Raw genomic sequence first — 25,961 nt, 5'->3', positions numbered from 1 at the left:
AGGGGGAACAGCTACATGCTTAATGTAACGATTTGGAACGAGTTCGTTCACGAAAATATTCATCAGGAGGTTAAAGCCGTGTATCCGACAGGGATTCATATGGCTTTGGCCGAGGGTCTGGCGCATCCGGATTTTATCATCCGGACGGCAACGCTGGATCAGCCCGACCATGGACTGACCCAGGACGTGCTCGATTCCACCGATGTACTGCTGTGGTGGGGACATATGGCTCATGACAAGGTTAGCGACGAGATTGTAGATCGAGTGGTAAAGCGCGTGCTTGACGGTATGGGGCTGATCGTTCTGCACTCCGGCCATTTCTCCAAGCCATTCAAAGCTCTGATGGGCACAAGTTGCGATTTGAAATGGCGGGAAGCCGGGGAGCAGGAATTGATGTGGAGCGTCAACCCGACGCATCCGATCGCTGAAGGAATTACAGGTCCGATCATTATCGATCAAGAGGAGATGTACGGGGAGTTCTTTGACATTCCAGCCCCGGATGAGCTGATCTTTATCAGCAATTTCTCCGGAGGAGAGGTGTTCCGCAGCGGATGCACATTCAAGCGCGGACATGGCAATATCTTCTACTTCCGTCCAGGTCATGAAACCTATCCAACCTACCGCAACCCTGAAGTGCTGAAAGTCATTTCCAATGCGATTCGGTGGGCACCATCCAAAGCGGGTAAACAGGTGTTCGGAAACAGTCAGCCGATCCGTCCGCTGCAGATTCCGGTCGTATAAGTTAGCTTCCGCATTCATAATAGCGGCAGAACCGGTCAAGGATTATATATTCTTGACCGGTTTCTTTGCATCTTAGGGTAATATAATGTATGAAAGGGTGGATAACCTGGAAGGAGGGGAACCGAATGCTGAGTGGAATCCGAAGCGCGCCGGTGGATCCATCCGTCATTGCCGTCTGCAGAGCCCGGCTGAGCGGGCACCCGGTGGAAGGATTTCTGCTTGGGGGAGGCACGTATCCGGCACAGGTGATGTTTGTCGGTGAAGCGCCGGGAGCGACAGAGATCCAGGAAGGACGGCCGTTTTCCGGTCAGGCCGGGGAGGAGCTGGACGGGTATTTACAGCGGCTTGGGCTTACCCGTGATGAGGTGTATATCACCAGCGTCATCCGCAGCAGACCGTATAAGGAGAAGCCGCTGACCCGGGCGTCAGGGGAGACGGTGATCAGCCGTTCCAACCGAACGCCTACCAAAACTGAAATCTTGGCGCATGCGCCCATACTGGATGAAGAGATTCGCTGGGTTCAGCCGCAGATCATTGTGCCGATGGGCAATACGGCGCTGCACAGACTGATTGGCAGTCACGAAACGATTACTTCACTGCACGGCAAGCTGATTGAAGGGCCAGTTCAGCAGGCGGCCGATCCGGCAATGCCGGATAAGGGCTATATCTTCTCAAGGGAAATCTATCAAATATTCCCTTTGTTTCATCCGGCTGCTATACTATATAACAGGAAGCTGACCGATATTGTTATGTCTGATCTGGATCATTTATCTCAAATTTTAAGAAGAAACAGCTGATTTTATGAGGAAAAAGGGCTAAAAGGTTTTCAGAAGCCTAAAAATATGCTAAAATGAAACATACTAACTAATCGTAAGTTTCACATGTTAGTGTTTACCCGTATAATGATGAGTACAAGGTGACTTCGCAAAGAGGTGAAGGATATGGGAGCTACAAACATCAAGCTCTGTCCCCGGTTTGAGTCGGCGTTTGCATGCCTTGGCAAGCGATGGAATGGACTGATCATTCAGGCGCTGATGAGCGGACCGAAGCGGTTTAAAGACATCTCCAGTGTCATACCGTCCATGAGTGACAAGATGCTGTCCGAGAGAATGAAGGACTTGGAATGTGAGGGCATTTTGGTACGACATGTTTACCCGGAGACTCCGGTTCGTATTGAATACGAATTAACTGAAAAGGGGAAAGCGCTTCGTCCCGTAATGGATGAAATCTCCAGTTGGGCGGAGCAATGGATTGAAAAATGACGGTGGTTCATTCGGCACTTCCACAAAAATAGACCCTGACCTGAGACATGTTCTCAGTCAGGGTTTATTTTCGTATTCGTATGAATAATTAAATTTTTAACTATATTATGTGAAAAATATCACAAAATTAGAAGGACTCAAACGATATAATTGACATGTAAGGGAAGAGATAAGCTGCATAACGAGTGGGGAGGAATGCATCGTGACGAATCGAAAAAAACAAAAATTAGTTGTCATAGGAAACGGCATCGCCGGAATTGGCACGATTGAACAAATTATTAAACTGGGCGGAGCCTATGATATTACGGTCATTGGCCAGGAGCCACACCCGAACTACAACCGGATCATGCTGTCTTACGTTCTGGAGGGCAGCAAAACGATCGATGATATCGTATTGAATGACTGGCAATGGTATGAAGACAATCAGATTACGCTTCACACCGGTACGGCAGCGACAGCCATTGATGAGGCAAACAAAGTGGTGGTCTGCGACAATGGCTTGAACGTGCCTTACGACAAGGTGATTATTGCGACCGGCTCGCGGCCGTTTATTCTTCCGGTTCCAGGCAGTGATAAGGAAGGCGTCGTTGGCTTCAGGGATATTGCGGATTGTACCCGCATGCTCGAAGCGTCCAAAACCTACAAGAAGGCGGCTGTCATTGGCGGCGGTTTGCTTGGACTTGAGGCAGCCAAAGGGCTGGTGAGTCTTGGTATGGAGGTCACTGTCGTTCACCTGATGGACGACTTGATGGAGAGCCAGCTCGACTCCCATGCGGCCCGGATGCTGCAGCAGGAGCTTGAGCGCCAGGGAATCCGTTTCCTGCTCGGGAAACAGACGACTGAAATATGGGGAGATACCCGGGTGAAAGGGTTGCGCTTCAAGGATGGGGGCGAACTGGAGGCCGAGCTGGTTGTGATGGCGGTCGGCATTCGCGCGAATACGGCGGTGGCTCAAGCGAGCGGCATTGAGACCGGACGCGGGATTGTCGTCAATGACTATATGGAAACGTCGATGCCAGATGTATATGCGGTAGGCGAATGCTGTGAGCATCGCGGCGTATGCTATGGCCTGGTGGCTCCGCTGTTTGAGCAGGGACAGGTGCTGGCCAAGCATTTAAGCGGGGTGGACACTAAGCCGTATGAAGGATCGGTGGTATCGACCAAGCTGAAGATCAGCGGAGTTGATGTGTTCTCGGCCGGCGAGTTCCTGGAGCAGCCGGAGCATACCGTGATTACCGCTAAGGATGAGTGGAAGAAGACATACAAAAAAATTCTGATGCGGGACGGGCGCATCGTCGGAGCGATCCTGTTCGGCGACGTAAGCGAATCGGCCAGCTTGCAGTCTTTGGTCAGACAGAAGGCGGAAATGACGGATGAAATCTATGCTTCCATCATGGGAACCGGATGCGGAGGACACGGGGGCAGCAAAGCTGCGATGGTGGAGAACATGCCGGATGACGAGATTGTGTGCGGCTGTAACGGGGTGACGAAAAAGGCGATTGTGGATGCCATTAACGGAGAGGGCTTAACGACAGTAGATGAAATTAAGGCCTGCACGGGAGCGACCCGCTCTTGCGGCGGCTGCAAGCCGGTGGTGGAGCAGATTCTCCAGAGCGTGCTCGGGGCCGGCTATACAGCCAGTGCCAAGCAGGGAATATGTCCGTGCACGACGCTCGACCGGGATGAAATTGTGGCACAGATCCGGGATAAAGGACTCACCTCCACGAGAGAGGTCATGCATGTCCTGGGCTGGAGCAATCCCGAGGGCTGCTCGAAGTGCCGGCCTGCCATCCATTACTACCTCGTCATGCTGAATCCGGAAACGCATCAGGAGGAGCGAGAGTCCCGCTTTGTGAACGAGCGGCTGAGCGCCAACATTCAGAAGGATGGCACGTTTACGGTAGTGCCGCGGATGTACGGCGGGGTGACGACACCGGAGGATCTGAAGAAAATTGCGGATGTATCGCTGAAATATAATGTGAAAGTCGTCAAGGTGACGGGCGGTCAACGTCTGGATCTGATCGGCGTGAAGAAGGAGGACCTGCCGAAGGTGTGGGAGGAGCTGGATATGCCGTCAGGCTATGCGTACGCCAAGTCGCTGCGGACGGTGAAGACCTGTGTAGGCTCCCAGTTCTGCCGCTTCGGCACACAGGACTCCATGAGCATGGGCGCCTTGATCGAGAAGAAGTTCGAGCGGCTGGACTTCCCGGCGAAATTCAAGATGGCGGTTAACGGCTGTCCGCGGAACTGCGCCGAAGCCTGCACCAAAGATATCGGCATCGTTGGCAATGACGGCGGCTGGGAAATCTTTGTCGGCGGCAACGGGGGAACGAAAGCACGCCTTGCCGATTCTTTCTGCAAAGTGAAGACGGATGAAGAGCTGATTGAGATCTGTGCGGCGCTGATGCAGTATTACCGCGAGACCGGCAAATATTTGGAAAGAACATCGGAATGGGTGGAGCGTCTGGGCCTTGATTCTATCCGTGAAGCGGTGCTGAGCAATGACGGCGAGCGGAAGGCGCTGGTCGCAAGAATCGAGCTTGCCCTCAAGCAGGTCGAAGACCCTTGGAAGAAAGTGCTGAAGGATGAGACGCTGCGGGAAACGCTGTTTGAGGACGTCAAACCGGTCACGATGAGCTGATTTTATAAAACCTGAACGGAGGATGATACACATGGAGAACGGAATGTTTACACCTGTTGGCCGGCCGGAGGATTTCCCGACATTGCTCGGAAGGACGGTGTCAGTATGCGGCGAGGAAATCGCCGTTTTCCGAACCTCGGATCATCGCTGGTTTGCACTGGAGAACAAAAACCCTAACCCCAAAGGAGGAACGCTGGCCGAGGCCATCGTATCCGGCCACTATATATATGATCCGCTGTACGACTGGAAAATTGATCTGACGACGGGCCTCGTGCAAGCGCCGGATACCGGCCACGTGCGAACGTTTCCGGTCCGGGAGGCCGATGGAATGATTGAGGTAGGCGTGGCGGCAGGCGGCCAGCAGACGGAGCACCCGGGAGGTGAGGTCCGTGTTCGCTGAAGATGTGGAAGCCGTCGTCCAGGCGGCGGTCAAGAAAAAGGAACAGATGAAGACCAATTTTCTGCGTTACTTCGTATCCGCGATGCTGGCGGGCGCTTATGTCGGAATCGGCATCATGCTGATATTCAGGCTGGGCGCTCCGCTTGCAGCGGAAGGTTCGCCGCTTCAGTCTCTCGTGATGGGAGCGGCCTTCGGGATTGCGCTCACACTCGTTGTGTTTGCAGGATCGGAGCTGTTTACCGGCAACAATATGTTTTTTACGATGAGCACGCTGTCCGGACGGACCACCGTATCGGATACGTTGAAGAACTGGGTGGTTGTGTTCATCGGAAATCTTGTCGGAGCCATTGTGCTCAGCAGTCTGATCTATGGCTCCGGACTGTTTAAGGGCATTCCGGCTGATCACCTGATTTTTACCGCGGCCGCCAAAAAGATGAACGATCCGTTTATGGAACTGTTTTTCCGGGGGATTCTGTGTAACTGGCTCGTCTGTCTCGCTTTATGGATGGGCATGCGCACCAAAGGGGAGACGGCGAAGCTCATTCTGATCTGGTGGTGCTTGTTTGCCTTTATTGCAACAGGGTACGAGCATAGCGTAGCGAATATGTCGCTGCTTACGCTGGCGGTCATGCTGCCCGGGCATCCGGAGACGGTGTCGATTGCCGGTTGGATCGGCAACATGGTGCCGGTGACGCTTGGCAACATTGTCGGGGGCAGTGTGTTTCTCGGGATGGCTTATTGGTTCATCTCTTCGGCGAAGACGAAGACAAGCACGAAGACGCAGGACAGCGGCCAGGAGAAGACGCTGGCTAAATAAACATAACAAGAAAGCGGACTTTACAGGCTAGCCAGCTGCATAAGTCCGCTTTTGTGACAAAAGAAAAAGGCCATCCTCGATATCGTTGATCTGAAGGATAGCCCAGCCGGGTGGGGGAGGCTCATGCTATGGTATTGCTCGCCTAGATCCTGCAAATTTCCTCCGGGCACAGCTCGCAGTGGCAAATATCCTGCAGCATCGTCATATCTTTGATCAGAATCATGCCTCCGATATATTCGATGGCGTCTTTTCTTCGCAGGTCGCTCAGCATCCGGTTTACGCTTTCCCGGGTTGCGCCAATCATGTTGGAGAGGTCGGTGTGCGTAATCTTTTTGTTGATCAGAACGGTATCGTCCTCTTGCTGCTGACCGTAGCTGTTGCTCAGGCGGATGAGCGTGGAGGTGAGCGCCCCCGGCTTGCCGTACATCATCAGGTCTCTGAATTTGGTTTGGGTGATGCGGTGATGGATGCCCATCCATTTCATGAAATCAATCGCAAAATCGCAGTGTTGGCAGATCAGCATTTCCAGCTCTTTTTGATCGATGACGCCGACCACCGTGTCCTCTACCACTTCGGCCGAGAAGCTGTGATTCGTTCCGAAGAACGGATCGGCCTGGCCAACCATGTCGCCGGGATGATACATATAGAGGATCAGTTCTTTGCCTTCATCGGTCGATTTCGTTAATTTGACACAGCCGCTCTTGATGTAATAAAGTTTGTCGGAAAAATCGCCTTCCCAAAACAGATGGGAGCCTTCAGGGAGCGTTCTATCTTTCATGGCAACGAGCAGACGGTTCAAGTTCTGCTCCGAAAAACAGCGTGTGTTTCCTTGGGCTTGCATTGTCAGTTCCATCGTTTTCATTGTTGGCATCTCCTAACATCCTATTTTTAATACATTCAATCTTTAAATACATTATAACGTGAAAAAATTCACTTGTGACGCGACAAAAGTGTCTAAATTTCAAACATTGTGATCATTTTCACTTAAAAGAGGTGATAAACGGGGAAGAATAGCATAGTGGGGCGGATCGTGATTGGAATGAAAAGGCACAGGTATAGGTGTTTTAACGAAATATTTCGTTATTTTTTATATTGTGAAAAAATTCACATGATTTTGGTTTGGCGCATGATATGATCAAACCGTAAGCAGCGTGAGGATGCGCTGAACATAGAAACGAATACCATTAGGAGGCGAAGAGAGATGGCTGTAACGAAAGAAAACGCGGATAACAAAAAGCAAACGGCAACCGGTTATATTGATCAATTGATTGCAAAAGCGAACCGGGCGCGGGAGAAGTTTATGGCTCTCGATCAAGAACAAGTAGACCGGATCGTGCAGGCGATGGCGATGGCCGGGCTTGAGCAGCACATGCAGCTGGCCAAAATGGCCGTGGAGGAAACGGGAAGAGGGGTATATGAAGACAAAATTATTAAAAACCTGTTCGCTACCGAATATATTCACAACAGCATCAAATATGACAAGACGGTAGGTGTCATTGAGGATAATCCGTACGAAAGCTATCAAAAGATTGCGGAGCCGGTCGGCATCATTATGGGCATTACACCGGTGACGAACCCGACATCCACCACGATATTCAAGGCGCTGATCTCGATCAAAACGCGCAATCCGATCATCTTCGGGTTCCATCCGTCAGCACAGGCCTGCAGTCGCGAGGCAGCCAAAATTTTGCTGGAGGCTGCAGTGAAGCATGGGGCGCCTGCCGATTGCATCCAATGGATTGAGGAGCCTTCCATGGAAAAAACAAATCTGCTGATGAACCACCCGGATGTGGCGCTCATCTTGGCCACCGGCGGTTCGGCAATGGTGAAGGCGGCATACAGCTGCGGCAAGCCAGCGCTCGGCGTCGGTCCCGGGAATGTGCCATGCTTTATTGAGAGAACCGCTGATCTGGATCAGGCGGTGTATGATTTGATCCTCTCGAAGACGTTTGACAACGGCATGATCTGCGCATCCGAGCAAGCGGTCATCATTGAAGAGCCGATCTATGACCAGGTGAAGAAGAAAATGATCGAGAACGGCTGCTATTTTGTAAGCAAAGAGGAAGCAGCGAAGCTGACGGCCGGGGCAATGGTTGCCGATAAATGCGCAGTGAACCCTGCGATCGTCGGACAGCCTGCGGTCAAGATCGCCGAGGCATGCGGCTTTACAGTGCCGGAGAACACCAAGATTCTCGTGGCCGAGCTGGCCGGGGTTGGACCTGGCTATCCGCTGTCTGCGGAAAAACTGAGCCCGGTGCTGGCCTGCTATAAAGTGAAGAATGCGGAAGAGGGGATCAAGCGGGCAGAGGAAATGGTTGCCTTCGGCGGGATGGGTCACTCCTCGGTCATCCATTCGAATAACGAAGAGGTCATTGCCAAGTTTTCCGATCGCATGCAGACCTGCCGCATTCTCGTGAATCAGCCGTCCTCCCAGGGAGGCATCGGGGATATCTACAATACGAACCTGCCGTCGTTGACGCTGGGCTGCGGCTCTTACGGACGGAATGCAACGTCTTCGAACGTAACGGCTGTCAACCTGATTAATGTGAAAAGGGTGAACCGACGTACCGTGAATATGCAGTGGTTTAAAGTGCCGAGCAAAATTTATTTTGAAAAAGGCGCAACGCAGTACCTTGCCAAAATGCCGGACATTCAACGTGTGGCCATCGTGACCGACCCCGTGATGGTGAAGCTCGGTTACGTGGAGCGGGTGGAGTATTACCTGCGCCAGCGCCGGACGCCGGTTGCGATCGAAGTGTTCTCGGAAGTGGAACCGGACCCGTCGACTACGACGGTCGAGCGCGGAACAGAAATGATGGCGCGCTTCCAGCCGGACTGCATTATTGCCCTTGGCGGCGGTTCGCCAATGGATGCCGCGAAAGCAATGTGGCTGTTCTACGAATATCCGGACACCGAGTTCAACAGTTTGAAGCAGAAGTTCATGGATATCCGCAAGCGGACGTTCAAATATCCGAGACTTGGCCAGAAAGCCCAATTCGTGGCGATTCCGACAACCTCGGGTACAGGCTCGGAAGTGACCTCGTTTGCGGTCATCACGGACAAAATCCAGGGCAATACCAAGTATCCGCTGGCGGATTATGAGCTGACGCCAGATGTGGCGATTATCGATCCGGAATTCGTATACTCGCTGCCGAAAACGGCGGTTGCCGATACAGGGATGGATGTGCTGACCCATGCGATTGAAGCTTACGTATCGGTCATGGCCAACGATTATACAGACGGCCTCGCCATCAAAGCGATCCAGCTGGTATTCGAATATCTTGAAGCATCGGCATTGACGGGTGACAAGCTTGCGCGGGAGAAAATGCACAACGCCTCGACCCTGGCGGGCATGGCCTTCGCCAACGCCTTCCTCGGCATCAACCACAGTCTGGCGCATAAATGGGGCGGTCAGTACCATACCGCGCACGGTCGTACCAATGCGATTCTGATGCCGCATGTGATCCGCTACAATGCCAAGAAGCCGACCAAGCATGCCGCATGGCCGAAATACAAGTCGTTCGTGGCGGATCAGCGGTATGCAGAGATCGCCCGCATTCTCGGACTGCCAGCGCGCACGACCGAGGAAGGCGTGAACAGCCTGATCCAGGCCATTCGCGATCTCAACCGCAAGCTGGGCATTGAAGAATCGTTCCAGCAGCTGGGCTTCGATCCGGCCGATTTCGAGAGCCGGGTAGAACAGCTCGCTGACCGGGCATTCGAGGATCAGTGCACCACGAGCAATCCGAAGCTGCCGCTGGTCAGCGAACTGGCAGACATCTATCGCAACGCCTTCTACGGCCGATTCTAATCGGCTGCGGCGGGCTCCCGAGGCGGATGTCAGACGGGCTCCGCACCGCAAGGCGAAGCTTGAATGATGGCGGCTAGTGCGTTTCGAGGAGCGGAGTCACAGGTGATAAAAATCACGTTCAGGCCATGATTTGTGATCATTATCACAGATTGAGGCTGGCAGCAGGTCTACAATAAAGGTGTAGCAGGATTTAAGCATTCTGGAGTCCCAGATCAAGTGAAGAAAAACGGAAGCTTGCAGCTTGTGAGCGGGATAGCAGCATCCACATTTGTGAAATATGTCACATAAGCGGATCTGGGATGTCGCCCGTGGATTTCCCGCTCCGGGCTCAAGTTGCCTAAAAAAATATTGGAGGGATTCAATATGTCGGTGATTACACAGGAAGTCGGCTGGAGAAGCTTCACGACCGGTAAATGGGCGAAGGCTGTTGATGTCAATGATTTTATCGAGCGCAACATTACACCTTACTATGGGGATGAGCAGTTCTTGGCGGGTCCGACGGAGAACACGAAGGCGCTGTGGGAAATTATATCCGAGCTGAGCGTGAAAGAGCGCGAGCGCGGCGGCGTTCTGGATGTGGACGTCAACACGCCATCCACCATACTGTCACATGGGCCAGGCTATCTGGATAAAGACAAGGAGCAGATCGTCGGATTGCAAACCGATGAGCCGTTCAAACGTTCCATTCAGCCGTTTGGCGGTATCCGGATGATGATCGACGCATGCAATGCTTACGGCTTCGAGCTTCCGCAAAGCATCGTGGACATGTTCACTCACATTCGCAAGACGCACAACCAAGGGGTGTTTGATGCCTATACCTCCGAGATGAGAGCAGCGCGTAAAGCGGGCATTATCACCGGTCTGCCGGATGCTTATGGCCGCGGCCGCATTATTGGCGACTATCGCCGGGTGGCGCTGTACGGCGTGGATTTCCTGATCCGCGATAAGCAGCGTGAACTGCAGGAGCTTGAAGTGGATCATATGGATGAAGCGGTCATTCGTCTGCGTGAAGAGGTGTCCGAACAGATTCGCGCCCTTCAGGAATTGAAGGAAATGGCCAAGATGCACGGCTATGACATTGCCAAACCGGCCAACAATGCCAAGGAAGCATTCCAATGGCTGTACTTCGGTTATCTCGCTGCGATCAAGGAGCAGAACGGAGCGGCGATGTCGCTGGGCCGGGTATCCTCCTTCCTCGACATTTACGTACAGCGCGACCTGCAAGAAGGAACGCTGAACGAGCAGACAGCCCAGGAGCTGGTCGACCACTTTGTCATGAAGCTGCGCATCGTGAAGTTTCTGCGCACCCCGGATTATAACGAGTTGTTCAGCGGGGATCCGACTTGGGTAACCGAATCGATCGGAGGCATGTCCGTCGGCGGCGAAACCCGCGTGACCAAGAACAGCTTCCGCTTCCTGCACACCTTGTACAACCTGGGACCTGCACCGGAGCCGAACCTGACTGTATTGTGGTCTGAGAAGCTGCCGGAGGCGTTCAAGAAGTACTGTGCCAAAGTATCGATCGAAACAAGCTCCATTCAATATGAGAACGATGACCTGATGCGTCCGATTTATGGCGATGATTATGGCATTGCCTGCTGCGTATCCGCCATGCGGATCGGCAAGCAGATGCAGTTCTTCGGCGCTCGGGCGAACCTGGCGAAGGCGCTGCTGTATGCGATCAACGGCGGCAAGGATGAGAAATCCGGCGCCCAGGTTGGACCGGAGTACCCGGCAATTACGGCAGGGGTGCTGAATTACGACGAAGTGATGAACCGCTTCAAGCCGATGATGGAATGGCTGGCGAAGCTGTACATGAACACGCTGAACGTCATCCATTACATGCATGACAAGTACAGCTATGAGCGGATCGAGATGGCGCTCCATGACCGCGACATTCTGCGCACGATGGCCTGCGGCATTGCCGGCTTGTCCGTTGCTGCCGACTCGCTAAGCGCGATTAAATATGCGACGGTGAAGCCGATCCGTAACGAGCAAGGCGTTGCCGTTGACTTCGAGATCGAAGGCGATTTCCCTTGCTATGGCAACAACGATGACCGGGTAGACAGCATAGCCGTTGAGCTTGTGGAAACCTTCATGAGCATGCTGCGCAAGCATAAGGCGTATCGCGACGCGCTGCCGACCCAATCGGTGCTGACGATCACGTCGAACGTTGTATATGGCAAAAAGACCGGCACCACGCCGGATGGCCGCAAGGCAGGAGAGCCGTTCGCACCGGGCGCGAACCCGATGCACGGTCGTGACCGCAAAGGCGCGCTCGCCTCGCTGACCTCGGTGGCGAAGCTGCCGTACGAGGACAGTCTGGACGGCATCTCCAACACCTTCTCCATCGTGCCGAAGGCGCTTGGGAAGGAGGAAGACGTTCGCCGGAACAACCTCGTTTCGATGATGGACGGATATTTTGGCAGCAAGGCGCATCATCTGAACGTGAACGTATTCAACCGCGAGCAGCTGATCGATGCGATGGAGCATCCGGAGAACTATCCGCAGCTGACGGTGCGTGTATCGGGTTATGCGGTCAACTTCATCAAGCTGACCCGCGAGCAGCAGCTCGACGTCATTAACCGGACCTTCCATGCCTCGATGTAACACGGCAGACCAGTACAGCCAATAACAAAGCGGATACAGAAAGGATGACTTCCTATGATGAAAGGCCATGTCCATTCCCTAGAAACTTTCGGTACGGTTGACGGTCCGGGTATCCGCTTTGTACTCTTCATGCAAGGCTGCCTGCTGAAATGCCAATACTGTCATAATCCGGACACCTGGGGACTGAATGAAGGACGCGAGATGACGATCAATGAGGTGCTGAGCGAGATCGAATCGTATCTGCCCTACTATCGTTCATCCGGCGGCGGGCTGACCGTGTCTGGCGGCGAGCCGACGCTTCAGTATCCGTTCGTAACCGAGCTGTTCCGGGAGGTTAAGCGCCGGTGGAATTTGCACACTGCCCTGGACACGAACGGCTACAACGAGCCGGAGAAAATTCGTGAGTTGCTGGAGGTCACGGATCTGGTGCTGCTGGATCTGAAGCATATCGACGATGAGAAGCATATCGTTTTGACCGGCAAATCGAATGAACGGACGTTAAAGACCGCGCGTTGGCTGTCTGACCATGGCCGGAAAATGTGGGTCCGGCACGTCTATGTTCCGGGCATCCATGAAGATCAGGAGGACCTGCACCGGCTGGGCCAATTTATCGGCACCCTGCAAGGGGTGGAGAAGTTCGAAATTCTTCCCTACCATCAGATGGGCGTCTATAAATGGGAGGCTCTCGGCAAAGCCTACCCGCTGGAAGGCATGCCTTCGCCAACCGAAGCCGAGGTGGATCGTGCCTACCGGCTGATCGAGGAAGGCAGGGCCCTTGCGAGCGTATAGCCTGGAAGTAGCGGCAGAGCCGCGCACGGAAGATGCGCCACCACGCGGAGAGAATCGGTCATTTGTTTTCTGACAATCCAATAAGCCATGACGAGCACTTAACCATAAGCTTGATCCCTGTTCGGGCTAGTCCGTACAGAGGGGAGCTTCGGTTAAGTGCTCTTTATTATGTGCGAGGCCGTCGTCCTGCAACGAGCGACTTGACGACTGACTGGTGCTTGACGCCCGTACCGGTCTTCTTCGGGCTCTGCAGGCAAGCTATCACGTTAGAACCCCTGCCGGAAGCAGGCAATGGCGCGAGAGCTGTGGACGATTTTATCCCTGCTATAGCCAAAAGTGACCTTCCGCAAACCGAAATCGCTTTCTATAATGGGATATAAACAGAGAATCAGGGGACTGAAAGCTTACAAAATACCGGTTATTGTTGAAGGGGTCATGAACGATGAACGATAAACGCGCCGCGATCTGGATCGCTTGGTGGCTGGCAGCCTCCATACTCCTCGTTTCCTGCAGTGTTCCCGGCGGCGAGTCTGCACAGCCTGGGGAAGAAGCGGGCAGCGTCAGCTCCGATCCGTTTGAAATGACCGTCCGTCATACACAGGTGGGCGACTCCAAGAAGTTTCGCCTCGCCCTGCTTAATGAGGTAGTACGCAAAACGGAAGCGGCCGTACCTGGCCTGACCATCCGGCTGGATGCGGTGGATGCCGAGGTGAACCGCAAGGAGAAGCTGAGAGGGGAGATGGCTGCGGGCAAGCCACCGGACATCTTTGATGTGTTCGGGAGCCCGGAAGCCGGACTGTATGCCAAGGAAGGGCTGATGCTCGATCTGACGCCGATTCTGGATGAGCTGGAGCTGAGGGACAAATTCACGACGCTGGACCCGTTCACCCATGACGGAAAAATTTACGGCTTGCCGATCGGAAGCACGATTGAGGGCATTTATTACAACAAACCTTATTTCGAGGAAAAAGGATTCAGCGTTCCCCGTACGCTTGCGGAGCTTGAGCAGGTTGCCGATGCGATCAAAGCGGACGGGAAGGTGCCCTTTGCCCAGTCTTCCAAGGATGCCTGGATTCCGCTCATGCTGACCAACAACCTGTGGAGTTACTACGCCGGCCCCGGGGTCACCTACGGCTTCAAGACCGGCGATACGAAATGGACAGACCCGCAGGTGGTCGAAGGGGTAGAGAAGCACCAGGAATGGGTGGAGAAGGGATATTTCAAAAAAGGCGAGCTTGGCCTTGATTATGCCGACATGAGAGAGCAGCTCATCTCCGGCGAAGCGGTAATGATGATGGACGGCTCCTGGGCCAACTCCATCTTTCGTGATCCGGAGCAGGCGGGTGAGCTGGTGGGGCAGATCGGGTACTTTAACCTTCCACCGGTCCATGAAGACGACCCGATTGTCGTGATGCAGGATGCGAATAACGGGTACGGTTTTTCTGCCGCCGTTGCCAAAGACCCGCGGAAGCTGCACGCGGTCAAGCTCTTTATCAAGCAGATGTGGAATGAGGAGATGCAGCTTAGAGGATTGAAGGAGGACGGCGTGCTGCCGGCGATGAAGATGGACCTGGCCGTGATGAATTCCACCTCGGATGATCCGCTGCTGCAGGACATTTTCAAGGCGTTGAACGACATCGACAAGTCGTACCCGGCCTTTGACGCCCTCGTCCAAGCTGAGGTCAATACGGAACTGAGCATCGGCATCCAGCAGGTGATTGGCGGCAAGATCGGGGCCAGGGATATGCTGATGCGGGTTCAGGAGGTACAGGAGGCAGCCAATGCGGGAAGGGAATGAGTGGATGCGGTCAGTCATGTTATCCGGCAGCAGCATTGTTCCGGCAGACGGAGTGAATTTCACCAATCGTGGCGTGGGGCTGGCCCGCTATAACTTGAGCATTACGGGAGCAAACACATGAATTTAAGGAACAAGCTGTTTACCGCATTTTTGGGATTGATCATCATTCCGTTATTTGCGCTTGGCTTATTTACATTTTTCATCACCTACAATTCGATCGAGAAAAAATACAGCCAGCAGGCCGAATATTCGCTAAAGGCGATCAGCTACAGCATATCGAGCGTGTTTAAGGAGATGGAGTATGTCACCGACAACGGGATTGCCACCTCGGTGTTTGCGATGGCGCTCAGCGCCAAGGATCCGGATTCCCAGAACCTGATCACCGATTCGGAGCTGCTCAACCTGAACGAGCGGCAGCGCAGCTTCCGCAACCTTCTGTACAATCACCCAGCGATCAACTACGCTTTTTTGTACCATTTCAACCGCGAGTCCGCGCCGATTCCGATTTTCAGCAAAGAAAATTTCCAGGCGCTTCCGTTTGATGATTTCAAGAACAACCGACTCTATCATGAAGTGATCGAACTGAACGGGATTCCGAAGTGGCTCGCGCCGCATGAATTCCCGGAACTGACCGGCACGGAGCCGGTGTTCACGCAGATCCGGCTCGTCAAGGATGTCAACACGCTGCGCAAGCTCGGTTTTCTCGTTGTCCAGATCAAGACCTGGGAGTTCGAGGATATTTTTCGCAACTTGACACTTTCCAACAATCATCAGAACACCTCCTTCATGCTGGTCAACAACGACGGGCTTATCCTTTTCGACCCGGGCGGCACGATGGACGGGCAGAACATTCGACAATATTTGAGGCAGAATGTGGAATTCAGGGAGGGATACCAAAGTTTCAAGGCGAATTTTAACGGAGAGGAAAATATCGTTTCCATCTATCATCTGGATGATTATGCCTGGAATCTGGTGTCTTTCACGGACTGGAATTCTTTGTCTCAGGAAGTCACCTCATTTGCCAAATGGTTTTTGGTCATTATCGGCGCTTGCCTTGTAACGGCAATTGTGTTCAACCGCTTGTTCATGAACCGGATTACCGGCACCATTGCCGTCATCGTCAGGTTTATGCGCCGGGTTGAAGACGGGGACCTGAATGCCCGGGTGGAGGAGAAGGGCGAGGATGAGCTGCTGCTGCTGTCCAAGGGCTTCAACAATTTAATGAACCGGATCAACGGCCTGTTTGCCCAGATCAAGCAGGAGCAGAGGCAGAACACCGAAGCCCAGATGCGCCTGCTCCAGGCCCAGATCAAGCCGCATTTTCTGTTTAATACGCTGGAGTCGATCAACGTTCTGGCTGTGCAGAATGAGGGGCGCAAGGTGAGCGAGATGGTGTACCGGCTGGCCAGCATATTGCGGATCAGCATCCAGGAGCGGGAGGAAATCACACTGGAAGAGGAGATCAAGCATCTGGTGAGCTATCTGGAGATCCAGAAATTCCGTTTTGAGGACGTGTTCGATTACGAGATTGATATCCCGAAAGAGCTCAGAATGAGCCGAATATTGAAGCTGACGCTGCAACCGCTGGTGGAGAACAGCATCCAGCACGGGTTTGAAGGCATCCCGTACAAGGGTATGATCCGGGTCACGGCCTGGAAGGAGCGGGGCAACGTCATCATACGTGTGGAGGATAACGGACTCGGGATGGACGCCGAGCAGCTGGCGGCTTTTGAATACATGGCGAGCGATGATCCTGTGGACAATCACGTTGATGAAGCGCCGGATCATGTGATGGAGAACCGGGAACAGCGGGGGCTGGGCATAAGGAGTGTTGCCGACCGCATAAGGATCCAGTACGGCGATTATTACGGGCTGTACATCTGCTCCAGCCGTCCTGGCGGCACGGTCATTCAATGCGTAATCCCTTATCACGATGGAAGGCGGTGGGAACATGCTGAAAGTACTGCTGGTTGACGATGAAGCTCCGATTCTGCGCAACCTTCACCAGGTATTGCCGTGGAGCGAGATGGGGATGGAGGTGTCCGGACTGGCGCGAAGCGGTATGGAGGCGCTGGATCTGGCTGCCCGGTATACGCCCGATCTCGTGCTTAGCGACATACGCATGCCGGTCATGGACGGCTTGACGTTTATAGCGAAGCTTCGGGAGCAGGGTTGCCATGCGGAGATCTTTCTGCTGACCGGTTATGAGGAATTCGAATATGCAAGAGAAGCGATCAAGCTTCGTGTGAAGGATTATATCAGCAAGCCGATCCATTACGGGGAGCTTGAGATGAAGATTCGGGAGACAGGCGAGGAAATTCGCATCAAACAGGCGAAGGAACGATATTACGGCCATCTTCCTCTATTCGACGATACGCCGGAGCCGGATGACACGGGCAAAAGAACACCCGAGCAGATGATGACCGCCGCTCTGGAATATATCAACACGCATATGGGCCAGGACCTTGGCATTGAGGAATTGTCAGAGCTGCTTGGCATCAGCCCGAGTTATTTCTGCCTCCTGTTTAAGAACCATGTCGGGCAGACATTTGTGGAGTACTTGACCGGCAAAAGGGTGGAGGCAGCCAGGTTCCTGCTGGAGAACAGCGATCGAAGCATTACCCAGATCGGCGCATACGTCGGTTATCATGAACGGCGATATTTCACGAGAGTGTTCCAGAAGGCGACCGGAATGACGCCATCCGAGTACCGGGAGCTGACGGGGAAGAGCCATATAACCAAATCGACTATAGGAAAGCAGGTGCCCAATTGATGAAGTGGACGTTGCAATCGTTGAGCTTGGAGCAAAAGGTAGGACAGTTGTTTATATGCGGCTTTGATGATATTGAAGCTAATGAGCATGCCCGGGCACTGGTGGAGCAACATCAGGTAGGCGGAATCATCTATTTTCGCCGCAATGTTCGTTCGTTAAGCCAGCTGTCGGCCTTATCCGATTCCTTGCAGGAGCTGGCGGCCGCCGGCGATCAGCCGCCGCTGTTTATCGCGATTGACCAGGAAGGCGGGATGGTGGCGAGGATCGACCAGGACGGAGTCAGCCGGGTTCCGGGCAGCATGGCCCTGGGGGCGTCCGGCCGCGAAGAGGATGCGTACATCGCCGCCCAAATCTGTGCGCGCGAGCTGCGATCGGTAGGCGTCAACATGAATTTTGCGCCATGCCTTGATGTCAATAACAACCCTCGCAACCCGGTGATCGGGGTGAGATCCTTCGGCGAAGACCCTGAAGCGGTTGCCCGCCTTGGCTGCGCCGTTATCCGCGGCTACCAGGAGGAAGCGGTGTCGGCAACAGCAAAGCATTTCCCGGGACATGGAGACACAAGTGTGGATTCCCATCTGGGCAGAGCCTCCGTGCCGCATGACCGGGAGCGGCTGAACCGGGTGGAGCTGGTTCCGTTTGCACAAGCGATCCGCGAGGGCGTTGATGCGATTATGACCGCCCATGTTAGCTTCCCGGCGATCGAGGACAGCGGCTATCCTGCTACATTGTCGCGCCCGGTATTGACCGGCCTGCTGCGTGAGGAGATGGGATTCCAAGGGCTGATCGTTACCGATTGCCTGGAGATGCATGCCATCTCCAAGCAGTATGGCGTGGCGGAAGGCGCCGTGCTCGCAATACTGGCGGGAGCCGACTGCGTGCTGGTCAGCCACACCTATGCGGAGCAGGACGCAGCCATTCGGGCGGTTGTGGAAGCGGTCCGGAGCGGAAGAATTCCGGAGAGCCGGATCGACGCATCGGTGGAGCGGATTCTCGCTTTGAAGCAGCGGCAGATTAAGCAGCGTGAGCAGCTTCCGCTCTCGGCATCCGGTGTGCCACAGGAGGAAGTACAGCAGCTTCTGTATGCCATCGCCGGAAGAAGCCTGACACTGGTGAAGGATGAGGGGCAGCTGCCGATCCGCAAGGATGTGGATACGCTGGTCATCTGGCCGGAGCTGCGCCAAGCGACCCAGGTCGATGAGGCCTGGAGCAAAAGCTACACCCTTGGTGACGCCCTGAAGGACTATGGCGTGCCCGTGCGCGAGCTGCGTATCAGCACTGATATGACGGACGAGGAAGTGGCGCAGGTCGTCCAAGATGCCGACGGGTACAAGCAGATCATCGCCGTCACCTATACGGCCGAGAGCAGATTGCCGCATGGCCAGCAGCAGCTGGTGAACAAGCTGGCTTCACTGCAGCGCGGGTCTCTGGTTGTGCTGGCTTCGCGCAACCCGTATGACATCGAATTTCTTGAAGGAATCAAAACCTATCTGTGCAGCTATGAGAACACGCCGCCTCTGATGCAGGCGGCAGCGGCCGCCTTGATTGGGAAGCTCAAGCCGAAAGGCAAGCTGCCGGTGGCGCTTGGCGAAGAGTACCCGCTCGCTCATAGCTCCTAACCTATCCATAGATATGGACATACGGATGTGAGAACCCATGCCCCTGTAGATCTGATAAAGCGTTTCAAGCAGATGCAGGGGCATATGTCCGTTTTTTTGACATCATCATTCACATCTTCGACATAAACATTCCACGTGTGGTTACCGATATATAGATGAACAGAATACCATTGCCTCTCTGACGATGAAGTCCCCTCTATCGATTTCTCACCATTGAACGTCCCCGCAGACCGAGTGCTGGTCTATGACTTTCGATTCAGAATAGGATATCCATGGATTCTCTCAGATTGCTATTTTCGACATGATAATAGCAACTTTTTCGCATTTTCTGCGTCTAATGATATGATTTCGCAGTTATTCTTAGCTTAAGTCAACTATAACGTGCAATAAAGGAGCAAATGATGAATTTTAGAAGATTTACGATGATTACCGTGCTTGCTGCGGCCCAGGTCATGAGCACTGTACCCGTAGTAGCAGAATCACAGGATTGGACAACAACGACGGTATCATCAAGCAATACCGTGCCTTCATCTCTTGAAGAAGATCCGAGCAGCTTGACCGGGGAGTCTGGCCTTGCGGATGGTGTGTCAGCAGATATGGAGTCCCCGGCCAGTGAAGGGTTCACGGCTGTCGATGGAGCAGAAGTTGTGTCACACGATGGCGATCTGTCCGGCGGAGAAACGGATGAAGCATCTGTGAGCCATTCGGACGCTACGGAGCAGGAGTCGATCACCTCGGAGCCAAGCGAAGGAGAGCCTGCAACGGAGTCCGGTCAAACGGAAGGGACCGCGGCGAATTCTCAGGCAGTGGCCACAAGCTCTGCAAGCGGTTTAGCGGCAGCGTCTGCCCCTAATAGCCTGGTGCTGCTGATGAACAGCGACGTCATGTACCACAATGGTGAGAAGTTTACGGCCGGCCAGCCGATGGCAGTGAAGAACGGCGTATCCTATGTAGCGATCCGCGCGATGGTAGAACGGGCCGGATTGACGTTAAGGTATGATAACCAGACGAAAGAAACAATCATTCTGAAAAATGGCAATGAGCTTCGCTTCACGAACGGAAGCAGCAACTATAAAGTGAACGGCGAGACCCGTGCGATGAGGGGCACAGCCTATATGTCGAACAATGTGTTCATGGTGCCGCTGACGGCGATTACGCAGGCACTTGGCATTCCGTACTCCGTTGATCAGCCGGGCAAGCGGGTCATTCTGGACCTTGCGCGAATGGAAAGCGGCAGTGGACAGCCTGGGGGAGGCACGGCCAACCCGGGAACCGGAACGCCGAATATTCCGGGCGTTGGACCGCATGATTTGGTTCTGTATATGAACAGTGCCAGAATGGTGCAAAACGGCCGGGAATACACCGCCGGTCAACCGATGGCAGTCACAAACGGCGTGTCCTACGTGGCGATTCGGGCGCTGGTGGACCGGGTTGGCTTGCGGCTAACCTACGACAACACCACGAAGGAAACGATCATTACACGCGGCAATGACGTGCTGCGCTTTAAAACGAACAGCAATGTGTACACCGTCAATGGTCAGCAAAGAACGATGAAAGGCGCAGCATACCAATCGAACAATGTGTTCATGGTGCCGCTGACCTCCATCACGCAAGCGCTGGACATTCCGTATCGGGTGGATCAGCCGAACAAACGGGTCATTCTCAACGTTTCTACCAAGCCGATCGCCTCCTTTACGGTTCAGCCGGGCGAGATTTTTGCCGGACAGACCCGGGTGCGGTATTCCACTAGCGCACACTCTCCAGTCGGCTTGGATATCGTGGATGAGCGCTGGGAAGGACGTCAGGACCTGTTTCATGAACCGGGCCTGCATACCGTTTCCTATTCCGTTCAGGATTCGAGCGGACAGTGGAGCGATCCGTACTATGTGAACATTGAAGTCAAGGCGCCGAATACACCGCCTGTCGCCATGTTTATGACAGACAAGAAAGAGTATAAAATCGGCGAGAAAATTACGTACATCAATCAAAGCTATGACCGCGATCCTGGCGATGAGATCACCTACCGCTGGGAGAATAACGAACCAGCCTTCTTTACGGCTGGACGTCATACGGTAACGCTTGTCGTCACCGACAGCCATGGAGCGACCTCCAGCTATCAGCAGGTTATTCAGGTCTCCAGCGAGGTGATGTACACCCGCGATGAATTCAATCATATGTTTACCGAAATCGGGGACAAGTTCACATTCAACGGGCTGGAGGTTCCGTCGATGAATCTCGTGCCGATTACCCGAAGATCGGAGCCTGCGCTTCTGATCCGAAGCAATTCGCCTGAAACGGTGTACCGGGAGGGTATCGTGTACCGTGAGGTTGGCGTTGGCAACACGCGGTTCATGATCCACCATTTGAACGCTACAGGCAAGCGAATGAAAATGTACGTGGTGGCCACCAACATCAACAACACCCCAGCACGGATCACTACCCAATACACCGGCATGGGCGGTCCGATTGATATTCCGACGGCTACTGGGCGGGCATCCGTTCAGCGCTATCTCGAGTCGATGCAGTCCGCGGACAGCTTCAAGACCATCTCGCTGGCGCCGGGTGAGAGCAGAGTTATCCTGGATGATTTGAGCAGACAGTCGCTTGCGAACGGACATGTGGTCTCCATGTTTGCCGATCTGTATACCGACTCGCCGATCCGTTACGATGTCATTATGATCGATGAGGCGAAGGACCCGATCCAGAAGCTGCCTCATCTCATTTTGCAGCCGGTTGACGGCGTGCATAACAGAGGAACCTATGCGGATGCAACGCGCATCATTGAGACTTATGAACGGGTGGGCGATACGCCGGCCAGAATTGCGATCGGCGATCGCGTTAATGATCCGAACCTGGAAGGCTTTGATGGCATCACTGGCGTTCCGCAGTCCAATTCCGGCAACTTTGGTGTGCTGTACAAAATCAAGCTCCATCGCGTCGCCCCGAACACGCTGATCACGCTGAATCCGCGTGGAGGCAGATACATGGGCGCAGTGATGGTCAACGGCAACATTATCAACGTGCCGAACAGCGGGGCGGTAGCCGCACCGCATGAAGCAACCGTGCTCTATCGCACAGGGGATTATGAGCGGAGCGTAGAGATTCTGTTCACTGCTGCCCCAGGCAGCAGCTTGCCGGTCAATCTGCTGCTCCAGCCGCTTCCGGAAAGCAAGTAAGCGCTGGACGGGATGAGCCGCCTGCCGTGATATGAACTGCATGCATGCCCTTTTACCTTTATCCTAGGATAGAATTCCGCACCCTCCGTTACAGAACGGGGGGTGTTTTCGTATTTTCGAGATGCCCGGCGATCAGGCAATGAGGCCGTTCATTGACGATACTATCATTTTCAGGCATTATTAAGGGAGAATTGTGCACGTCTTTTGGTGCGGCTTTCTACTTGTAATTGAGCGTTCATGCCGATTCGGTAGAGGGGTTGGCTTAGAAATCGGAAGAGGCCGGTACCCGAAATTGATAATAGACTGAAAGAACAAGCATCGACAGAAATGGAGGTCAGCCGCGTATGCTTACGACAGATCAGATCATCGAAGCCATGTCGGAACACGGGCTGCGCATTACCGATCAGCGGAAGACGCTCGCCAAGCTGTTTGGCGAACATTCGGGATATTTGACGGCCAAAGATGTATATGAATATATGGGGCAGAAGTACAGCGGTCTCAGCTTTGATACCGTCTATCGCAATTTGCGCGTTTTGAACGATCTGGGAGTTCTCGAGCAAGTCGTCTTCGAAGAAGGGGTCAAGTTCAGAGGCCGCTGCAGCGAAGATCATCACCATCATCACATGATCTGCCTGCAATGTCAGAAGACGTATCCGATTACGTTCTGTCCGATGCAGCTGACAGACGCTCCGGATGATTTCCAGGTTGTACAGCATAAATTCGAGGTGTTTGGCTACTGCCGCGAATGCGGACAGGAAGAGGGCGGCAAGCCGATGTCAGGCGTGGGCGCGGCCAGGCGGGATGAGCGGGGATGAAGGCGGCGCGCAGGGTGGTTCAAGTTCCAATCCATGTATATCGGAAATACATTTCGCCGCTCAAACCGGCGACCTGCAGATTTTACCCGACCTGTTCGGCCTATGCGCTGGAAGCCATTGAGGTGCACGGAGCGCTGAGGGGCTCCTGGCTGGCGGCCAAGCGAATCGCCAAATGCCATCCATTCCATCCGGGCGGAATCGACCTGGTTCCACCGCCCGGCGGCCAGAAAACACGGGTGGAAGCGGAATAGTACGGCATCGCTTGACATCGTGGATAGAGCTTTAATAAAATGAATACAACTATACCGATATCGCAATATCCGAGGAAGAGATAAGTACGAAACGACAAGCCTTGTACAGAGAGCCGGGGAAGCTGCAAACCGGTCTTGGCTGATTTCGGAAAATGGTCTTGGAGGATCCGCTTTTGAGCGCTTGCAGCATCTGCCTGAAGCTGCCGTAAAGGAGCGGCGTGATCCAGCGTTAATGGACAGCCGTTATGCGCGGCTGATGAGCCTGCGGTCTGTCAAGGACGCAGGGAAATTGGGTGGTAACACGTGAGATCAACTCTCGTCCCATAGGGGGCGGGAGTTTTTTGCTGTTTTGCAGCAAGCAGCAAGCAGCAAGCAGGTCAAATTTCACAATCAATTCAATTCAGTGCAAAGGGATGGTGCCAAGTGACAGACAAGAAGACGTTTTATATTACGACGCCGATCTATTATCCGAGCGACAAGCTCCATATCGGGCATGCTTACACAACGGTGGCGGGGGATGCGATTGCCCGGTACAAGCGTCTGCGCGGCTATGACGTCCGTTATCTGACGGGGACGGATGAGCATGGACAGAAGATCGAGCGCAAAGCGCAAGAGGCTGGCAAGACACCGCAGCAGTTCGTGGATGACATCGTGGCTGGCATCAAGGAGCTGTGGAAGAAGCTGGATATTTCGAATGAAGACTTTATTCGGACGACGGAGAAGCGTCATACGAGTGTCGTACAGGACGTGTTCGAGCGGCTTCTGAAGCAGGGCGACATTTATAAAGGCGAATATGAAGGCTGGTATTGTACCCCGTGCGAATCGTTCTTTATGGAGCGGCAGCTTGTGGACGGCAAATGCCCGGACTGCGGCCGGCCAGTAGAACTGGTCAAGGAAGAAAGCTATTTCTTCCGGATGAGCAAATATGTCGATCGTCTGCTGCAATATTATGAGGAGAATCCGGACTTCATTCAGCCGATTTCCCGCAAGAATGAAATGATTAACAACTTCATCAAGCCGGGGCTGGAGGATCTCTCGTTTTCCCGTACAACCTATGAATGGGGCGTCAAGGTCAAGAGTGATCCGAAGCATGTGATCTATGTATGGATCGATGCATTGCTGAACTATGTGACGGCGCTTGGCTACGGTTCAGAGGACAGCTCGCTGTATGAGCGGTACTGGCCGGCGGATGTTCATCTGATGAGCAAGGAGATTGTCCGTTTCCATACGATTTACTGGCCAATCATCTTGATGGCGCTGGATATGCCGCTGCCGAAGAAGGTGTTCGCACACGGCTGGCTGCTGATGAAGGATGGCAAAATGTCCAAGTCCAAAGGCAATGTCGTTGATCCGGTCACGATGATCGACCGTTATGGCCTCGATGCGCTGCGCTATTACTTGCTGCGCGAGGTTCCATTCGGAGCGGACGGCACGTTTACGCCGGAAAGCTTTGTAGAGCGCGTGAATTCCGATCTGGCCAACGATCTGGGCAACCTGCTGAATCGTACAGTCGCTATGGTAGATAAATATTTCGGCGGAGAAGTTCCGGCTTTCCGCGCGGGAGTTACGGCGTTTGATGCGTCGCTGGAAGAAGCGGCGCAGGCTGTCTATGACAAAGTGGAAGCCGCTATGGAGAATATGGAGTTCTCCGTGGCCTTGACGGCGATCAGCCAATTCGTGAGCCGCAGCAACAAGTATATTGATGAGACGCAGCCTTGGACCTTGGCGAAGGATGAGAGCAAGCGCGAGGAGCTGGCTTCTGTCATGAGCCATCTGGTGGAGTCGCTGCGGATTGCCTCGATTCTGCTGCAGCCGTTCCTGACCCGCACCCCTCGCAAAATTTGGGCGCAACTCGGCATCGAGGAAGGCGAGCTGACCGCATGGGACAGCGGCCGCACATTGGGGGCTATTCCGGGCGGCACCAAGCTGCACAAGGGAGATCCGATCTTCCCGCGTCTTGACCCGGAAGTTGAAGTGGCCTACATTGCCAGCGCCATGACCGGCGGGGCGGCAGCTTCCGCATCCGAAGGTGAAGGCGGCAAGAATCCGGCTGCTGGCAGTGAAACAGCAGCGGAGCCAGTGGAGCTTAAAGAGGAGATCGGCATCGAGGATTTTGCGAAGGTGGAGCTGCGTGTCGCCCAGGTTATCGCCTGTGAGCCGGTGAAGAAGGCGGATAAACTGCTCAAGCTGCAGCTGGATCTCGGCTTTGAGCAGCGCCAGGTGGTATCCGGCATCGCGAAATTTTACAAGCCGGAGGAGCTGGTCGGTCGCAAGGTGATCTGTGTGACGAACCTGAAGCCGGTCAAGCTGAGAGGAGAGCTGTCTCAGGGCATGATTCTGGCGGCCTCCGAAGGAGAACAGCTGACGCTGGCTACGGTGCCGGACAGCATGCCTAATGGCGCGGTTGTTAAATAAACGGCTCATCGTGAAGCCTTATATGGAAGCGGAATGCCTTGGC

At 54.0% G+C, this 25,961-nt stretch carries 19 protein-coding genes; 18 read left to right on the top strand and 1 reads right to left on the bottom strand.

Annotated elements, in window-relative coordinates; genetic code table 11:
* The first annotated feature begins 15 nt into the window (after positions 1 to 15).
* The 6 genes from MKX64_RS00435 (at position 16) to MKX64_RS00410 (ending at position 5,861) form a co-directional block, all read left to right on the top strand.
* The gene (locus MKX64_RS00435) at positions 16 to 741 is read left to right on the top strand and encodes a ThuA domain-containing protein (RefSeq protein WP_095263370.1); all 726 of its coding nucleotides are present in this window, start codon (positions 16 to 18) and stop codon (positions 739 to 741) included.
* 125 nt (positions 742 to 866) lie between these two features.
* Positions 867 to 1,538: a uracil-DNA glycosylase gene (locus tag MKX64_RS00430; RefSeq protein ID WP_230875556.1), complete on the top strand. Its 672-nt coding sequence runs from the start codon at positions 867 to 869 to the stop codon at positions 1,536 to 1,538.
* 144 nt (positions 1,539 to 1,682) lie between these two features.
* Complete coding sequence (locus MKX64_RS00425) at positions 1,683 to 2,003, top strand: winged helix-turn-helix transcriptional regulator (protein ID WP_095398031.1); 321 nt, start codon at positions 1,683 to 1,685, stop codon at positions 2,001 to 2,003.
* 202 nt (positions 2,004 to 2,205) lie between these two features.
* Complete coding sequence (gene nirB / locus MKX64_RS00420) at positions 2,206 to 4,644, top strand: nitrite reductase large subunit NirB (RefSeq protein ID WP_341035189.1); 2,439 nt, start codon at positions 2,206 to 2,208, stop codon at positions 4,642 to 4,644.
* 31 nt (positions 4,645 to 4,675) lie between these two features.
* Positions 4,676 to 5,044: a nitrite reductase small subunit NirD gene (nirD, locus tag MKX64_RS00415; protein WP_341035188.1), complete on the top strand. Its 369-nt coding sequence runs from the start codon at positions 4,676 to 4,678 to the stop codon at positions 5,042 to 5,044.
* The gene (locus tag MKX64_RS00410) at positions 5,034 to 5,861 is read left to right on the top strand and encodes a formate/nitrite transporter family protein (protein WP_095263374.1); all 828 of its coding nucleotides are present in this window, start codon (positions 5,034 to 5,036) and stop codon (positions 5,859 to 5,861) included. The genes nirD and MKX64_RS00410 overlap by 11 nt, the downstream gene beginning before the upstream one ends.
* Before the next feature lie 142 nt (positions 5,862 to 6,003).
* Here the strand turns inward: MKX64_RS00410 and MKX64_RS00405 are convergent, their stop codons facing one another.
* Positions 6,004 to 6,723 (bottom strand): Crp/Fnr family transcriptional regulator, encoded by a 720-nt coding sequence (locus MKX64_RS00405; RefSeq protein WP_095263375.1) that lies wholly within the window; start codon positions 6,721 to 6,723, stop codon positions 6,004 to 6,006.
* Between the two features lie 339 nt (positions 6,724 to 7,062).
* On the opposite strand from MKX64_RS00405, the gene adhE reads away from it, so the two are divergent.
* From adhE to metG, 12 genes are all read left to right on the top strand, one after another.
* Positions 7,063 to 9,672 carry a bifunctional acetaldehyde-CoA/alcohol dehydrogenase gene (gene adhE / locus MKX64_RS00400; RefSeq protein WP_095398033.1) on the top strand — a complete coding sequence of 870 codons (2,610 nt, stop codon included), beginning with the start codon at positions 7,063 to 7,065 and terminating at the stop codon, positions 9,670 to 9,672.
* Between the two features lie 363 nt (positions 9,673 to 10,035).
* Entirely contained in the window at positions 10,036 to 12,282 is a 2,247-nt protein-coding gene (pflB, locus tag MKX64_RS00395; RefSeq protein ID WP_095263376.1) for a formate C-acetyltransferase, read from the top strand.
* 54 nt (positions 12,283 to 12,336) lie between these two features.
* A complete protein-coding gene (pflA, locus tag MKX64_RS00390) occupies positions 12,337 to 13,071 on the top strand; it encodes a pyruvate formate-lyase-activating protein (RefSeq protein ID WP_341035187.1) in 735 nt (244 codons plus the stop codon).
* A 442-nt stretch (positions 13,072 to 13,513) separates the two neighbouring features.
* The gene (locus MKX64_RS00385; RefSeq protein WP_341035186.1) at positions 13,514 to 14,869 is read left to right on the top strand and encodes an ABC transporter substrate-binding protein; all 1,356 of its coding nucleotides are present in this window, start codon (positions 13,514 to 13,516) and stop codon (positions 14,867 to 14,869) included.
* Positions 14,853 to 14,990, top strand: coding sequence for a hypothetical protein (locus MKX64_RS00380; RefSeq protein ID WP_155617362.1), 138 nt, complete (start codon positions 14,853 to 14,855; stop codon positions 14,988 to 14,990). Before MKX64_RS00385 ends, MKX64_RS00380 begins: the two co-directional genes overlap by 17 nt.
* Complete coding sequence (locus tag MKX64_RS00375) at positions 14,987 to 16,843, top strand: cache domain-containing sensor histidine kinase (RefSeq protein WP_095263379.1); 1,857 nt, start codon at positions 14,987 to 14,989, stop codon at positions 16,841 to 16,843. The genes MKX64_RS00380 and MKX64_RS00375 overlap by 4 nt, the downstream gene beginning before the upstream one ends.
* The gene (locus MKX64_RS00370) at positions 16,821 to 17,642 is read left to right on the top strand and encodes a response regulator transcription factor (protein ID WP_095263380.1); all 822 of its coding nucleotides are present in this window, start codon (positions 16,821 to 16,823) and stop codon (positions 17,640 to 17,642) included. Before MKX64_RS00375 ends, MKX64_RS00370 begins: the two co-directional genes overlap by 23 nt.
* On the top strand, positions 17,642 to 19,261 hold the full coding sequence (gene nagZ, locus MKX64_RS00365) for a beta-N-acetylhexosaminidase (protein WP_095398034.1): 1,620 nt from the start codon (positions 17,642 to 17,644) through the stop codon (positions 19,259 to 19,261). Before MKX64_RS00370 ends, nagZ begins: the two co-directional genes overlap by 1 nt.
* Positions 19,262 to 19,662: 401 nt before the next feature.
* The gene (locus tag MKX64_RS00360; RefSeq protein ID WP_445670823.1) at positions 19,663 to 22,437 is read left to right on the top strand and encodes a stalk domain-containing protein; all 2,775 of its coding nucleotides are present in this window, start codon (positions 19,663 to 19,665) and stop codon (positions 22,435 to 22,437) included.
* A 344-nt stretch (positions 22,438 to 22,781) separates the two neighbouring features.
* Positions 22,782 to 23,252: a Fur family transcriptional regulator gene (locus MKX64_RS00355; protein WP_095263383.1), complete on the top strand. Its 471-nt coding sequence runs from the start codon at positions 22,782 to 22,784 to the stop codon at positions 23,250 to 23,252.
* Positions 23,249 to 23,503, top strand: coding sequence for a membrane protein insertion efficiency factor YidD (gene yidD, locus MKX64_RS00350; RefSeq protein ID WP_155617365.1), 255 nt, complete (start codon positions 23,249 to 23,251; stop codon positions 23,501 to 23,503). Before MKX64_RS00355 ends, yidD begins: the two co-directional genes overlap by 4 nt.
* A gap of 423 nt (positions 23,504 to 23,926) precedes the next feature.
* Complete coding sequence (metG, locus tag MKX64_RS00345) at positions 23,927 to 25,918, top strand: methionine--tRNA ligase (protein WP_341035184.1); 1,992 nt, start codon at positions 23,927 to 23,929, stop codon at positions 25,916 to 25,918.
* The last annotated feature ends 43 nt before the right edge of the window (positions 25,919 to 25,961 follow it).

The organism is Paenibacillus sp. FSL M8-0334 (assembly GCF_038000405.1).
GTDB classification, from domain to species: domain Bacteria; phylum Bacillota; class Bacilli; order Paenibacillales; family Paenibacillaceae; genus Paenibacillus_AQ; species Paenibacillus_AQ campinasensis.
Note: the sequence above shows the minus strand (reverse complement) of the source record. Positions and strands in the feature narration are given on the sequence as shown.